This window comes from Nocardiopsis sp. FIRDI 009, assembly GCF_003386285.1.
Lineage (GTDB): Bacteria > Actinomycetota > Actinomycetes > Streptosporangiales > Streptosporangiaceae > Nocardiopsis.
This window is the reverse complement of record NZ_QPNC01000018.1, coordinates 129170-142912: the sequence shown is the minus strand read 5'-3', so window position 1 is coordinate 142912 and position 13743 is coordinate 129170. Positions and strand designations below refer to the sequence as shown.

Sequence of the window (13743 nt, the reverse complement as noted above, 5' to 3'; positions counted from 1 at the left end):
GGGCGCGGCGGTCGGGGGATGGGGGGCGGTCGGCCTCGGTCAGCTCTGGAGCTGGTCCCAGACCTCGCGGTCGCGTTCGGCGGTCCAGATGACCGGCCGCTCGATGCCGGAGAACTCGTCCCACAGGCGGGAGACGTCGAAGGGCAGGCAGTGCTCGAAGATCGGCCAGTGCCCGTAGGTCCCCTCCAGGGCGGCGTGGGCGGCCTGGAACGCCTCCTTGAGGGTGCCGCCGCGCTCGTGGACGGCGCCGACCTCGCGGATCATGGTGGTGAGGAAGCCGCGGGTCTGGTCGATGGCGGCGTCGACGTCGGCGCGGCCGTGCGTGACGGCGCCGCGACCGCCGACGAGCACCTCGGCCTCCAGGGCGGCGACGCGGTCGAGGGTGGGTCCGGCCCAGTCGTGGTGGAAGGCGTCGCCGGTGTAGAGGGCGGCCTCGGCCTCGACCAGGTCGCCGGCGAAGAGGATCCTGTGCTTGGGCAGCCAGGCGACGATGTCGCCCTCGGTGTGGCCGCGGCCGAAGTACTCCAGGACCAGTTCGCCGCGGTCGCCGCCCAGGTCGATGGTGGTGCGGTCGGCGAAGGTCTGGGTGGGCCAGGTCAGGCCGGGGACGGAGTCGGGGTCCTTGGCCAGGCGGGGCATGCGGCCGAACTCGCTGGCCCAGTCCTCCTTGCCGCGCTCGCGGATGAGTTCGTGGGTCTTCTCGTGGGTGAGGATGATGTCGGCGTCGAAGGCGCTGGCGCCCAGGACGCGCACGGCGTGGTAGTGCGAGAGCACGAGGTAGCGGACCGGCTTGTCGGTGTGCTCGCGCAGGAGGGCGAGCCAGTCCCGCGCCGCGGCGGGGGTGGCCAGGGCCTCGAAGGCGACGAGGAAGTCCTCGCCCTCGATGGCGCCCACGTTGGGGTCGCCCTCGGCGGTGAGCGCGTAGACGCCGTCGGCCAGGACCTCCAGTGTCTGCTCCTTGGCCTCGGTGTCGGCGGACGAGGCGAACGGCTTGGCCATGGTCGTGGGACCTCTCACTCGCTCATGGACGGCGGTCGGCCGCCCAATTAATCAAACCTTTGATGATTTGGACCATAACGTGCTCCGCACCACACGGCCAAGAGATCTCCGGCCGATCCGTGGGTGATACAGATCACTCTCCGAGGGTATCCTCCCCGCCCGCGCACGACCCGCCGCGGAACACACCGCCGCCGTACCCGGCCCCCGTTCGGCCGAGGCGCACGGGATCCGCCCGTTCCACGGCGGACCCAGGTACTAGGCTGGTGAGGTGACCCATAACACCGCTCCCCCAACCGACCTCACCTTCTGGTCATTCGTCGACTACGCGGTGCAGAAGGCGGAACGAGAGCTGCCCTCCGTCGACGCGGAGGCCATGCGCATGGTCCTGACCCTCAACCGGGCGACGAGCATGGTCATCTACGACCTGGAGTCGTCCGTCCACCGGCCCAGGGGGCTCACCTGGCCGGGGTTCCGCGTGATCTTCGCGCTGTGGCTGGCCGGGCCGATGGAGGCCAAGACCACCGCCGAGATCTCCGGCATGAGCCGCGCCGCCCTGTCCGCCCTGCTCAACACCCTCGAACGGGACGGGCTCATCGTCCGCGAACGCGCCGAACACGACCGCCGCGCCCTCCAGCTCAGCCTGACCGAGGCGGGCTACGGCGCGATCCTGGGCGGCTTCCGCGCCCACAACCGGCGGGAGAGCGCCTGGGCCGAGGCGCTCGAACCCGAGGAGCGCCGCGAGCTGGTCCGCCTGCTCAACAAACTCATGGCCGGATCGACCACCGCACAGGCCAAGTTCCGCAGCTGAGGCGCGCCGCGGATCGAACACCACTTCCGCCCCGATTGGCCCTTGAGCGGACCACCCGCCGCTGTGAGCATCAGGGCATGGACGACAGCAGCCGATCCCGACTCGAGACCGCACGAACGCAGTTCTCCCCCGAGGTCACCTACCTCAACACCGCCACCCACGGCCTCCCGCCCCACCGGGCGCTGCGGGCCCTCGAACGGCACACCCACGAGGTGGCCGCCGGCCGTTTCCAGCCGGCCCGCGCCGACGCCGCGGTGGACTCCGCCCGCGCCGCCTACGCCCGCCTGACCGGTGTCCCCGTCGACCGGATCGCCGTGGGCGCCCACGTCTCCCAGTTCGTCGGGACGATCGCGGCGAGCCTGCCCCCGGGCTCGGAGGTGCTGGTCGCTCAGAACGAGTTCACGTCGGTGGTCTTCCCCTTCATGGCCCGGCGGGACGAGGGGATCCGCGTCCGCGAGGTCCCCCTCGACCGCCTGCCCGACGAGGTCGGCCCGGCCACGGCCCTGGTGGCCGTGGCCGCCGTCCAGTCGGCCGACGGCGCGATCGCCCCGCTGGAGGACCTGCTCGCGGCGTGCGCCGACCACGGCGCCCGGCTGATGGTCGACACGACCCAGTCGTTCAGCTGGCTCCCCGTGCCCGCGGACCGCGTCGACTTCACCGTGTGCAGCACCTACAAGTGGGCGCTCGGGACGCGCGGGGCGGCACTGCTGACCGGCACGGACGAGGCGTTGGCCGCGCTCCGCCCGCTCGCGCCGAACTGGTTCGCGGGCCAGACCCCCTGGGACTCCCTGTACGGCGGCCCGCTGCGGCTGGCCGAGGGGACGCGCCGCCTGGACCTGGCACCGGTGTGGTCGGCCTGGATCGGGCTGGCCCCGGCGCTGGAACTCATCGAGGAGGTCGGTGTGGCGGCGATCCACCGGCACGACACCGCCCTGGGAGACGGCCTCCGGGCCGCCCTGGACCTCGAACCGACCGGATCGGCGATCGTGTCGCTGGAGGTCTCCGAGGAGTCCGCCCGACGGGTGGCGGAGGCCGGGATCGTCACCTCCACCCGCGCCGGGCGGTTGCGGGCCTCGTTCCACCTGTACAACGACGAGGAGGACGTCGACCGGCTGGTCAAGGCGCTGCGGTAGGCCGGATGCGGCCACGCGGGAGAGGCCCGGGACAACCCGGACCTCCACGCGTGGACGGAGTGCTCAGTCCGCCGGGCGACGCGGTTCGACGACGCAGTCGGGCCCCGGAACGATCAGGGACTCGTGCCCGTCGTCGAACCGCACCCGGTAGGGCGGCTCACCCTGCGCACCGCGGACCTCGACGATCTCGCCGGTGTGTTCCCTCATGCCGACGACCCTGCCCCTGATCCGGACCCGGTCTCCCACGCTCGCGTGCATGTCTTCGACTCCCCCGGTCGCTGCTCCGCGCGCCCGTTTCCGTGACGCGACGGACACACATCGTCGTGTGCCCAGGTCGGCACCTACCCCGAACACCCCGGCCGCATACCGCGACGGCCGGGGAAAGGCGGCGGACTCCTAGAAGACCACCCCGCACACGGGGGCGTGGGGCACCCGCAGGGCGGCGTCCAACCGGTCGGCGGCACCGGGGGTGTGCTCGGTGACCACCCCGGCCGCGACGTGGGCGGCGAGCGTGTGCTGGCCGAGGAAGGCCGCGCCCAGATGGGACACGTCCAGGGACAGGTCCGGTTCGTCGTCGGTGGGCTCGACCGCGGCGCCGTCCCCGTCGCCCCCGAGCCGCCACCGACCCGCGTTCCAGGGCGCGAACCGGTCGCCGACCTCGACCACCGTCCGGACCGGCGCCGCGTAGGAGCGCTCGGCCAGGGCGGCGCGCACGTCCACGAGCCGCACCCACAGGGCGGTGGTCGGCACGGCGCTGATCCGCTGCCGGTCGGCCATGAGGGTCCACAGCGGGTCGTCCACCGCGGCGTGCTCCACCACGACCGTGGCGACCAGGTCGCGCTGGAACACGTGGTCGTACAGGGCCACCCGGGCGGCGGGTGTGGCCGCGACCAGCTCCTCGACGCGCAGCTCGCTGTGCCAGCCAGCCTGGTCGTAGGCCCTGCGGGTCCGGTACAGGGCGTACCCCAGCGGACCGTCGGCGTCGCTGACGACGGCGGCGTTCAGGGCGGTGCGGTCACCGCGCACCTGCGGGGTGTCCCTCAGGACGCGGTCCCACCAGGCCCGGTCGCGTCGGAAGCGGCCGATCTGGGTGGGACGCACCCGGTCGAACACCTCGGCCACCTGTTCCCGGGCCTGCTCGGCGCCGAGCAGGCGCAGGGTGAGCGCGGGATCGCGCGGGGCGGTGGGGACGAGGGCGCCGTGCGGCCGGGCGACGGTCAGCTCCGTCTCCATCGAGGCCGCCCCGTAGCCGAACCGGCCGTAGATACCTCCCTCGGACGCCCACAGCGCCGCGATGCTCTCACCGCCTTCCCGCAGGTCGCGGAGTTGACGGCGGATGAGCGCGCTGAGCACGCCCCGCCTGCGGTGGGTGGGCCACACCCCCACTCCGGTGACGCCCGCGACCGGACGCGGTCCGCCGGGCATCGTCATCTCGAACCCGAAGGCGTTGACCGACCCGATGATCTGGTCCCCGTCCACGGCCACCAGGACACGGTCGTAGCCGTGGGCGTCGATGAGCGGGCGGATGTACTCCAGTCGCTCCTCCACCGAGCCCGGGGCCAGCAGCGCCTCCCCCACCACTCCGGCGGCCTGGGGGTACTCGTCGCGGTCGGTGCCGCGCACCGTCCAGTCCGTGGCTGGCGCGGGGGTCGGATCAGGTTCGGAAGTCTTCGTCATGACAGTCTGCCTATCAGGGGCTCCGCGGACGTGGCCACCCGTTTTCCCGGGGTGTGGAGAGCACGGCGCGGTGTCCGCCCGGTTCGGAGGCCGATACCTCACCGAGGAGTAACGGACGTCACGGAGGGGCACCTCTACGGTGTGACTCCTCCTTCGACACCGAAACGGCACAGAACCCGGTCCGCGCGCGGCGCGACGCGCGTCGTGGTGGGGGTGGACGCGGGCGGCACCACCACCCGCGCCCTGGTGACCACCCTGACCGGTGAGCGGTTGGGCGAGTCGTGGGCGGGCGGCGCCAACCCCAACACCCACGGCGTCATCCGGGCCGCCGCCCAGCTGACCGAGGCGGTCGAGGGGGCCCTGGACCGCGCCGAACGCTGGGCGCGCCAGGAGGTCGCGGCGATCGTGGTCGGCCTGGCCGGGGTGTCGGCGCTGCGGGACGCGGACGTGCGCGCGCGGATGGAGGAGGCCCTGGTCGAGGCTGGCCTGCCCCGGGGAAAGACGGAGTTCACCGGTGACGACGAGGTCGCCTTCGCCTCGGGCACGCCGCTGCCCGACGGAACGGTCCTCATCGCCGGGACCGGGGCGATCGCGACGAGGTTCGAGGGACGGCGTCGCACCCGGTCGGCCGACGGCATGGGATGGCTGATCGGCGATGACGGCTCGGCGTTCTGGATCGGCCACCAGGCGGCCAAGGAGACCGCGCGGCAGCTGTCCCGGGGCGGGGAGCTCAGCCCGTTGGCGCGCACGGTGGCCAAGCGCGTCATCCCCGGTCAGCGCCCGGTCGACGGGCAGGACCACTGGCCCGAGGAGCACGCCCGCAACTTCGCCCGGACGCTGACCGAGGGGCCTCCGGTGGCGCTGGCCACGCTCGCGCCGCTGGTCAGTGAGGCGCACACGGCGGGTGATCCGGCGGCGGAGGTGATCGTGGAGGCCGCGGCGGGTCACCTGGCGCACACCGTGCACCAGGTGCGCACGCCCGGGGAGCACACCCCGGTGGTGCTGTCCGGCGGCGTGCTCAGCCACTCCGCACCGGTGCGCGCCGCGCTCACCCGCAAGCTGGAGCTGGGATCGTCGGGGACGGAGATCGTCATGGCCGGGTGCACGGCGGGCGGGGCGGCGTGGCTGGCGGCCCTGCGCGCGGGCGTGTCCGACACCGACCGCGCGCTGCACGAGGTCTTCACCCGGACGGGTCGGCGGAGCGGCCGGAGTGACGCCGCCTGACCGGGACCCGGCCCTGTTTCCCGGGACGGGCCACCGGTCGCCGTTCGGGCGCAGGAGGGATGCCGCGCGGCGAGGAACGGGCGGCGGTCCCACGAGGGGTGGCGCGCCGCGGGCGCCGGTGGAGGTCGCCCGGCCAGTCCGTCGCGGAGCGGCGCCCGGGGTGTCGGGCGGACCGGGGCGGGGGTTCGGAGAGACGCCGCGCCGCTACCCGGTCGGCGGGTCGCCGAGGCCGGTCAGATAGGCGTCCAGGGTGGCCCGGAAGGCGGTGTCGTCGACGGTGTCCGGGTCCACGGCGCCGATGGCCGCGGCCAGGGGGGCGTGGTCGGGCCCGTAGGAGGTCGGGGGGCGGACGAAGCCGGTGGAGAAGGGCACGATGATCGAGCCCATGACGATGTAGTCGACCGCCAGGACGATCTCCAACGCCTTGGCGGGCGACCATCCGGCGTCGGTGAGCGACGAGACGGATCGGGCGTAGTAGCGCAGGGACGAGGGGGTCTCCACGGCGCGGCGGGCGATGACGGCGGTGGCGTTGGGGTGGGCGAGGAAGGCGTCCCGGTAGGCGACCGCGAACCGGCGCAGCCCCGTGCGCCAGTCGTCCGCGTCCAGCAGCGCCAGATCCACCTTGCCGCTGATCAGCTCGGTGACCAGGTCGAGGATCTCGGACTTGGACCGCACGTGGTTGTACAGCGAGGACGCCTTGACCTCCAGGCGCCGGGCGACCTCGCGCAGGGTGAGGGCGTCGACGCCCTCCTCGTCGAGCACGCCCAGGGCGGCGGAGGCGATCAGGGTACGCGTCAGGGCCGTCCGGGGTCCGCCGTTCACCGCTGCCGCCCGCGCATCCACACCGCTCTCCGTCAGGGTTTCCGTGAGGTACTTCACAAATCGGGAAACTCCCCCTAGCGTATCAACTAACAACGTTAGTCGTCAGGAGTTCCACATGCACGCGAACGATCTGGCGGAATTGGACACCCGAATCCGCACCATCGAATCCCCCGACTACCACGACCCCGCGCACGCCGACCTGCCCGCCCTCGACCTCGTGGTGACCGCGGTCGCCGTCGTCGGTGTCAGCGTCCTCCTGCTGTGGTGGGGGCTGTCATGAGCGACACCCCCACCGTCTCCGGCTCCGCCGGCTCCCTGGCCGGACTCCCCCTGCTGCGCGGCGAGCGCGTGTGGGGTTTCTGGGGCTTCACCTCGGTCAACGTGGGCCTGGCCATCGCCACCTGGGCCTTCCTCACCGGCGGGAGCGTCGCGCTCTTCGTCGGGGCCAAGGCGGCCATCGCCGTCACCGTGGTCGGCAATCTCGTCGGCGTGGTCCTGGTCGCGCTGACCACGTGCGTCCCGTCCGCCAAGTACGGCGTGGAGCAGTTCGGCGCCCTGCGCAGCGTCTTCGGGCGCAACGGCGTCCGGATCCTCCTGCTGCTGCTCATGCCGTTCCTGCTGGCCACCTGGAACGCCATCCTGGCCATCATGTTCGGTCGCGCGCTGGCCAACGTGTCCAACGCGGTCCTGGGCACCGACCTGCGTGCGGACTCCCCCGTGGTGATCGGCTTCTGCCTGGTGGCGCTGGTGGCCTGCTGGCTCCTGCTGCTGCGCGGACCGCTCTCACTGAGCCGCGTCAACGGCCTCATCGCCCCGGCCCTGGCCGTGATCACCCTGGTCATGCTCGTCGTGATCCTGCGCGAACGCGGCCCCGCCGAGCTCGCGGCCCTCGCCCCGCTCACCCCCCTGGGCGATCCGCTGCTCAGCTACACCGCCGCACTGGAGGTCTGCCTGGGCGCCGGGTTCTCCTGGTGGGCGATCACCGGCAACCTCGCCCGCCTCACCACCACCGCGCGGGTGGCGTACTGGCCCAACCTCATCGGCCTGTTCGGCGCCAGCACCGTCGCCGGGCTGGTCGGCACGCTGGCCGCGCTCGCCTTCGGCTCCAGCGACCCCACGACGTGGATGGTCCCGGTCGGCGGCGTGGTCCTGGGCGCGCTGGCCCTGCTGTTCGTCGCCTTCGCCAACGTCACCAGCATCCTGGGGCAGACCTACTCCGGGGCGCTGGCCGTGCAGCGTCTGCACGGCGCCATCGCCCACCTGCCCTGGCCGGTGCTCGCCGCGCTGCTCCTGCTGCCCGCCACCGTCATGGTCTTCTTCCCCGGCGGCGTCTACGAGCTGTTCTTCCGCTTCCTCGCCCTGGTGGCGCTGATCGTGGCGCCGCTGTGCGCGGTGTACTTCGCCGACTTCTACCTCCTGCGCCGCCGCAGGCTGCACCTGCGCGACCTGTACACCGGCGATGAGGAGTCCCGCTACGGGTTCTGGCAGGGGATCAACCCGGTGGCCTTCGTCGCCGTGGCGGCGGGGGCGGTCACCTACCTGCTCCTGCTCAACCCCGTGACCTACGCCAGCTCCCCCCTCTTCCCGTACCTGACCGCGTCCCTGCCCGCCTTCGCCGTCACCGCCGCGGTGCACGTCGTGCTCACCAAGGCGATCGTCCGCCCGCTGAACCGAGGAGGTTACCGTTGACCGCCCCCGACCTGCTGATCCGCGGCGCCCGCGTCCACACCATGGACCCGACGCGCCCGTCCGCGACCGCCGTCGCCGTCCGTGCGGGCACGGTGGTGGCCGTCGGCGACGACCGCGAGGTCGGCGCCCTGGCGGGCCGCCGCACCGAGGTGGTCGACGGGACCGGCCTGACGGTCACCCCCGGCCTGGTGGACTCCCACCAGCACCCGGTGCTGGCCCTGTCCCAGGGGCGCGGGGTCGACCTCACCCACATCGAGGACCTCGACGACCTGCGCCGGGCCCTGCGCGCGCACTGCGCCGACCTCCCGCCCGACGCGTGGGTGATCGGCTTCGGCGCGGAGTACACCGCGTTCCGGCCCGGCACCCCCCACCGCGACCACATCGACGCGGCGGTCGGCGGCCGCCCCGCGATGATCTCGATGATCGACGCCCACAACGCGCTGATGAGCTCCGAGGGGCTGCGGCGCGCGGGGATCACCGGACCGATCGAGTTCGCCGACCACTCCGAGATCGACGTGGACGACGACGGGCTCCCCACCGGCTACCTGCGCGAGACCCTGGCCGTGTTCACCGGCCAGGAGGCCGTGCCCCCGATGGACGTCGAGGAGTGCGCGCGCGGGCTGCGGCGCGTGCTGGGTGGGCAGAACGCCGTGGGCCTGACCGGGCTGCACGTGCTGGACCTGGCGCCCGGCACCCTGGAGACGCTGGAACTGCTGTCCGAGCGCGACGAGCTGACCAGCCGGGTCCTGCTCGCCCCATGGGCGCTGCCCGGGCGGGTCGACGACACCTTGGAGATCGTGCGCGACCTGCGCGGGCGGTCGGGTCGGCTGCTGCGGACGGGCGCGGTGAAGTTCCTGCTCGACGGCACGATCGACGGCGGCGCGGCCTGGCTGCACCACCCCGACTGCCTGGGCGAGGGGAACCGGCCCATCTGGCGGGACCCGGAGCGGTACCGCGGGGCGGTGGGCGCCGTGGCCGCGCTGGGACTGCCCTCCTTCACCCACGCGATCGGCGACCGCGCGGTCACCTACGCCCTCGACACCTACGCGCGGGTGGGCGCGCCCGCCCGGGGGCGGCACCGGATCGAGCACGCCGAGCTGATCCTCGACCAGGACGTCCCGCGCTTCGCCGAGCTGGACGTGGTGGCCTCGATGCAGCCCACGCACATGGACTGGACGCTGCCCGACCACTCCGACAACTGGTCGGGCCGGGTGGGCGACGCGCGCTGCGCCCGCGCCTGGCGTTACGGGGACGTGGTCGCCGCGGGCGGCCGGGTGGCGCTGGGTTCGGACTGGCCGATCGCCGCCTTCGACCCGCGTCCGGTCATGGCCGGGGCTCGGCTGCGGCGGCCCGCAGGGCGGGACGGCCGGGAGCCGGTGGGGCCGGAGCAGGCGCTCACCGCGGGCCAGGCCCTGGCGGGCTACACGTCGTGGGCGGCCTACGGCACCGGGGAGGAGTCCGTCGCCGGGGTGGTGCGCGAGGGGGCCCGGGCGGACCTGACCGTGTTCGCGGGCGACCCGCTCACCACCGCCCCCGACGACCTGCCCGAGCTGCCGGTGGCGATGACCGTGGTCGACGGGCGGGTGGTGTACCGCCAGGGGTGAGACCGGTCGGGGCGGGGCCGGAGTGGCGGTTGACCGGTCCCGCCCCGCCGCGTCACAGGTTCAGTCGCTCCAGGGCGACGAGGTAGGCCTCGTTGAACGTGGGGAACTGGGGGATCGAGTCGGCCAGGAGCGCGACCGGGATCCGGGCGTGGATCGCCAGGGCGGCGGTGTGGATCCACTCCGAGGCCAGGGGGCCGAACGCCCACGCCCCCACGAGCACGCCGCTGGCGCGGTCGGCGACCAGGCCGAGCGTGCCCTCGGGGTCGATGGAGTAGGTCCACGGGCGCGCCAGGTTCGCCGGAACGTCCACCTCGGCGGTGACCGCGTCGACGCCCTGGGCGCGGGCCCGCTCCTCGGTGAGCCCCACGGCGGCGATCTCGGGGTCGGAGAAGACCACGCGGGGCACGGCCGTGTAGTCGGCGCTCCGGCCCAGGCCCAGGATGTTGTCGGCGACGACCCGCCCCTGGTACTTGGCCACGTGGGTGAACATGGCGCGTCCGGTCGCGTCGCCGACCCCCCACAGCCCCGGCGCCGCCTGGCAGCGCTCGTCCACGCCCAGCGCGGTCCGGTCCAGGTCCACGCCCAGCTCGGCCAGACCGAGCCCGTCGGCGCGCGGGCGGCGGCCCGAGGCCAGGACGACGACGTCGGCGCGCACGCGCCGGCCGTCGTCGAGGCGTGCGAGTACACCCGACCCGTCGCGGGCGACCGATGCGACGGTGGTGCCCACGCGTACGTCGACGCCGTCGCGGGCGAACCGCTCTCCGATCAGCTCGCACAGGCGCGGTTCCTCGCGGTCCAGCAGGCGGGGGCCGCGCTGGACGAGGGTGACCTCGGCGCCCATCCGGTTGAGGAAGTGGCCGAGTTCGATCCCGACCGCGCCGCCGCCGATCACCAGCGCGCTCTCGGGCGGGGCGGTGAGCGTGGTGGCCTCGCGGTTGGTCCAGATCCGGGCCGGTCCCAGCTCGTCCAGGCCCGCCACGGGCGGGCGGACCGCCTCGGAGCCGGTGGCCACGACGAGGTGGTCGGCGCTGACCTGCTTTTCGCCCACGGACACCCGCCAGGGGTCGCGTCCGACGACGCGCGCCTGGCCCCGGAGCACGAGCGCGCCCCGGTCGCGGTAGCCCCGGACCTGCGCGGAGTCGTCGAGGTGGCGGATCATCCGGTCGCGGTGGTCGCGCAGGGCGGGCCAGTCGAGTCCGGGCGTGTCCACCCCGGCGGCCTCGACCGCCTCCTGTCGGGCCTCGGGGGCGCGGAGCAGCACCTTGGAGGGGATGCAGGCGTAGTAGGCGCACTCCCCTCCGATGAGCGCGCGCTCGGCCACGGCGACGCGGCGCCCCGCGTCCAGGAGGCGGGAGGCGACCGTCTCACCCCCCGGCCCCATCCCGATGACGATCGCGTCGACGTGCTCCATGTGCCCGGCTCCGCCCGTGTGCTGGTGGTCCCCTCGATCGTGACGGTTGACGGGCGCCGGGGGAAGGGGTGACACGCCGTACGGCCGCAGCGCCCCGACCGTGCGGCGTGTCACAGCCGAGACGTGCGGTGACGCCGTCAGCCCGTGGTGTACTGGCGGGTTGTCGCACCGTCCGTCCCGGAGAGGAAGCCGTTCCGGCGTACCCGTATGTCCACCCAGACCATCCTTCTCGTCCTCGACCTGCTCGGCGTGTTCGCGTTCGCCCTGGACGGGGCCCTGACCGCGATCCGCTCGGCGCGGGTGGACATCGTCGGCGTCATGGCCCTGGGCGTGGTCACCGCCATCGGCGGGGGCATCATCCGCGACGTCCTGCTCGGGGTGACCCCGGCGACCTTCCAGGACTGGCGGTACCTGGTCACGGCGCTGTCGGGGGCCACGGTGGCGTTCTTCCTCAGCCGCTGGCTGCACCATCTGAACAAGCCGATCCTGCTCTTCGACGCGGCCGGGCTGAGCCTGTTCGCGGTGATCGGGGCGACCAAGGCGCTGGAGTTGGGGGTCGGTCCGCTCCAGGCGACGATCCTGGGGGCGCTGAGCGCGGTGGGCGGCGGCACCGTCCGCGACGTCCTCATCAACCGGGTGCCGACCGTGCTGAGCGCCGACTCGCGCCTGTACGCGATCCCGGCGATGCTCGGCGCGGGGTTCGTGGTGGTCGTGGACGTGTTCGGGTTCGGGGCGGGGTGGGTCGCGGTCGGCGGCGCGGCGACGTGCTTCACCGTCCGCGTCCTGTCGCTGCGCTACCGGTGGAACGCGCCGCGCCCGCCCGGGGCGCCCTCGCTCTAGCCCGGCGGTGGCCGGGGCGGTCAGAGCGGGTCGAGACGCCCCCCGAGCAGGCAGAACTCGTTGCCCTCGGGGTCGGCGAGGACGTGCCAGGGCTCCTTTCCGGTCTGCCCGACGTCGACGGGTTCGGCTCCGGCGGCCAGGAGGCGTTCGAGCTCGGCGTCCTGGTCGCGGTCGGTGGCGGCGACGTCGATGTGCAGCCGGAGCCTGCCCTTCGCCGGCTCGTCGTCGCGGATGAGGACGATCACCGGCTGCGGGTCGCCGGAGGCCTCGCGCGGTCCGATCTCGACGCCGTCCTCGCCGCGGGCGAGCACCACGAAGTCCAGCACCTCGCACCAGAACCGCGCCAGCGCCTCGGGGTCGCGGCAGGCGAGCACGAGGTCACTGATACGGCATGCCATCGACAAAACCTGCTCTCGAACGTGGGTGCTGCCGGGGGGTGACCGCGCGCGGATCTCGCGGCCCCCGCGGTGGGGAACCCCCGCGACCCTACCGGGCCGGGCGGGCGTGGGCGAGGTCCTCTCCGGCTCTCACGCTCCGCTCCGGTCCAGGGCGCGCGCGGCGGTGTTCCGCAGGATCGCCACCATCGCCGAGACCGGTTCGGAGGGGCGGCGGCGGTGCACGGTGAAGATGTCCCGGGCGAGCCGGGCCCCGCGCAGCGGACGGCTGACCCAGTCCCCGCGCCGGGCGGCGCCGAGGATGCTGCTGGGGACGAGCGCCACGCCCACACCCGCCTCGATCAGCGCGAGGGCGACCTCGTAGTCGCGGGTCTCGTAGGCCACGGTCAGGCGCACTCCGGCCGCCGCGGCGGCGGTGTCCAGGCTGACCCGGTTGGGGATGCCCGGCGCGCCGCAGATCCACTCCTCCTCGGCCAGGTCGGCCAGGGTCGGGGACCGGCGCGCGACGACGGGGTGTCCGGCCGGGGCGACCGCTATGAGCGGATCCACCAGGACGCGTTCGCGGTGCAGGCCGCCGGCGTGGGGCAGGGGCGCGCCCGGGTAGCGGTGGGTGACGAGCAGGTCCAGGTCGCCGGAGGTGACCAGGCCGTACCCTCCGGGCGGCTCGATGTCGGACAGTGACAGGCGCACGTGCGGGTGGGCGTGGCCGAAGGCGGCGAGGGTCTCGGGCAGCAGTACCTTGCCCGCGCTGGCGAACGCGCCCAGGGACAGGCGGTCGGGGGGTTCGCCCGCGATGGAGCGGACGGCGGCCTCGGCGTCGCGCAGCTCCCCCATGACGCGTTCACCGTGGTCGAGCAGGACCCGTCCGGCCTCGGTGAGGGTGGCCCCGGTCCGGCCGCGCTCGACCAGGCGGCAGCCGACCTCGCGTTCGAGTTTGGTGAGCTGTTGGGACAGGGCCGGTGGGGTGAACGAGAGCCGTTCGGCGGCCGCGGCGATGGATCCGGCGTGCGCGATCTCGACGAGGACGCGGAGCCGGTTGGCGTCCAGCACGGTTCTCCCCCCTTTCCGCTGTACAACAAAGTCAGGCACAAAGTTTCACTTAATGATCTTTAGCAGACCCAACTTTAAGTTAATGCCCAGT

At 73.6% G+C, this 13743-nt stretch carries 14 protein-coding genes; 7 read left to right on the top strand and 7 right to left on the bottom strand.

The window, feature by feature from the left end:
• Positions 1 to 39 precede the first annotated feature (39 nt).
• Positions 40 to 999 (bottom strand): MBL fold metallo-hydrolase, encoded by a 960-nt coding sequence (locus DVR05_RS15955; RefSeq protein ID WP_116246679.1) that lies wholly within the window; start codon positions 997 to 999, stop codon positions 40 to 42.
• 268 nt (positions 1000 to 1267) lie between these two features.
• Between DVR05_RS15955 and DVR05_RS15950 the strand changes: the two genes are divergently transcribed.
• The gene (locus tag DVR05_RS15950; RefSeq protein ID WP_116246678.1) at positions 1268 to 1807 is read left to right on the top strand and encodes a MarR family winged helix-turn-helix transcriptional regulator; all 540 of its coding nucleotides are present in this window, start codon (positions 1268 to 1270) and stop codon (positions 1805 to 1807) included.
• Positions 1808 to 1884: 77 nt separating this feature from the next.
• Positions 1885 to 2940 carry an aminotransferase class V-fold PLP-dependent enzyme gene (locus tag DVR05_RS15945; protein WP_116246677.1) on the top strand — a complete coding sequence of 352 codons (1056 nt, stop codon included), beginning with the start codon at positions 1885 to 1887 and terminating at the stop codon, positions 2938 to 2940.
• A gap of 63 nt (positions 2941 to 3003) precedes the next feature.
• On the opposite strand, the gene DVR05_RS15940 is transcribed toward DVR05_RS15945, so the two are convergent.
• Together DVR05_RS15940 and DVR05_RS15935 are read right to left on the bottom strand one after the other, a co-directional pair.
• A complete protein-coding gene (locus DVR05_RS15940; RefSeq protein WP_116246676.1) occupies positions 3004 to 3198 on the bottom strand; it encodes a DUF1918 domain-containing protein in 195 nt (64 codons plus the stop codon).
• A 138-nt stretch (positions 3199 to 3336) separates the two neighbouring features.
• Positions 3337 to 4617: a GNAT family N-acetyltransferase gene (locus DVR05_RS15935; RefSeq protein WP_116246675.1), complete on the bottom strand. Its 1281-nt coding sequence runs from the start codon at positions 4615 to 4617 to the stop codon at positions 3337 to 3339.
• A gap of 213 nt (positions 4618 to 4830) precedes the next feature.
• Here DVR05_RS15935 and DVR05_RS15930 point away from each other — a divergent pair, with 213 nt between their 5' ends.
• Complete coding sequence (locus tag DVR05_RS15930; protein ID WP_116246732.1) at positions 4831 to 5841, top strand: N-acetylglucosamine kinase; 1011 nt, start codon at positions 4831 to 4833, stop codon at positions 5839 to 5841.
• A 204-nt stretch (positions 5842 to 6045) separates the two neighbouring features.
• On the opposite strand, the gene DVR05_RS15925 is transcribed toward DVR05_RS15930, so the two are convergent.
• Complete coding sequence (locus DVR05_RS15925) at positions 6046 to 6684, bottom strand: TetR/AcrR family transcriptional regulator (protein ID WP_232832169.1); 639 nt, start codon at positions 6682 to 6684, stop codon at positions 6046 to 6048.
• Positions 6685 to 6778: 94 nt separating this feature from the next.
• Here DVR05_RS15925 and DVR05_RS27070 point away from each other — a divergent pair, with 94 nt between their 5' ends.
• The 3 genes from DVR05_RS27070 to DVR05_RS15915 are packed head-to-tail and all read left to right on the top strand — an operon-like array spanning position 6779 to position 9956.
• The gene (locus DVR05_RS27070) at positions 6779 to 6943 is read left to right on the top strand and encodes a hypothetical protein (RefSeq protein ID WP_198659208.1); all 165 of its coding nucleotides are present in this window, start codon (positions 6779 to 6781) and stop codon (positions 6941 to 6943) included.
• Positions 6940 to 8352: a cytosine permease gene (locus DVR05_RS15920; protein WP_116246673.1), complete on the top strand. Its 1413-nt coding sequence runs from the start codon at positions 6940 to 6942 to the stop codon at positions 8350 to 8352. The genes DVR05_RS27070 and DVR05_RS15920 overlap by 4 nt, the downstream gene beginning before the upstream one ends.
• On the top strand, positions 8349 to 9956 hold the full coding sequence (locus DVR05_RS15915; RefSeq protein WP_116246672.1) for an amidohydrolase: 1608 nt from the start codon (positions 8349 to 8351) through the stop codon (positions 9954 to 9956). Before DVR05_RS15920 ends, DVR05_RS15915 begins: the two co-directional genes overlap by 4 nt.
• Before the next feature lie 52 nt (positions 9957 to 10008).
• Here DVR05_RS15915 and DVR05_RS15910 read toward each other — a convergent pair whose 3' ends face one another.
• Positions 10009 to 11367 carry an NAD(P)/FAD-dependent oxidoreductase gene (locus tag DVR05_RS15910; protein WP_116246671.1) on the bottom strand — a complete coding sequence of 453 codons (1359 nt, stop codon included), beginning with the start codon at positions 11365 to 11367 and terminating at the stop codon, positions 10009 to 10011.
• Positions 11368 to 11574: 207 nt separating this feature from the next.
• Here DVR05_RS15910 and DVR05_RS15905 point away from each other — a divergent pair, with 207 nt between their 5' ends.
• Entirely contained in the window at positions 11575 to 12207 is a 633-nt protein-coding gene (locus DVR05_RS15905; RefSeq protein WP_116246670.1) for a trimeric intracellular cation channel family protein, read from the top strand.
• 20 nt (positions 12208 to 12227) lie between these two features.
• On the opposite strand, the gene DVR05_RS15900 is transcribed toward DVR05_RS15905, so the two are convergent.
• Positions 12228 to 12605 (bottom strand): VOC family protein, encoded by a 378-nt coding sequence (locus DVR05_RS15900; RefSeq protein WP_116246669.1) that lies wholly within the window; start codon positions 12603 to 12605, stop codon positions 12228 to 12230.
• 129 nt (positions 12606 to 12734) lie between these two features.
• On the bottom strand, positions 12735 to 13652 hold the full coding sequence (locus DVR05_RS15895; protein ID WP_116246668.1) for a LysR family transcriptional regulator: 918 nt from the start codon (positions 13650 to 13652) through the stop codon (positions 12735 to 12737).
• Positions 13653 to 13743: the final 91 nt, after the last annotated feature.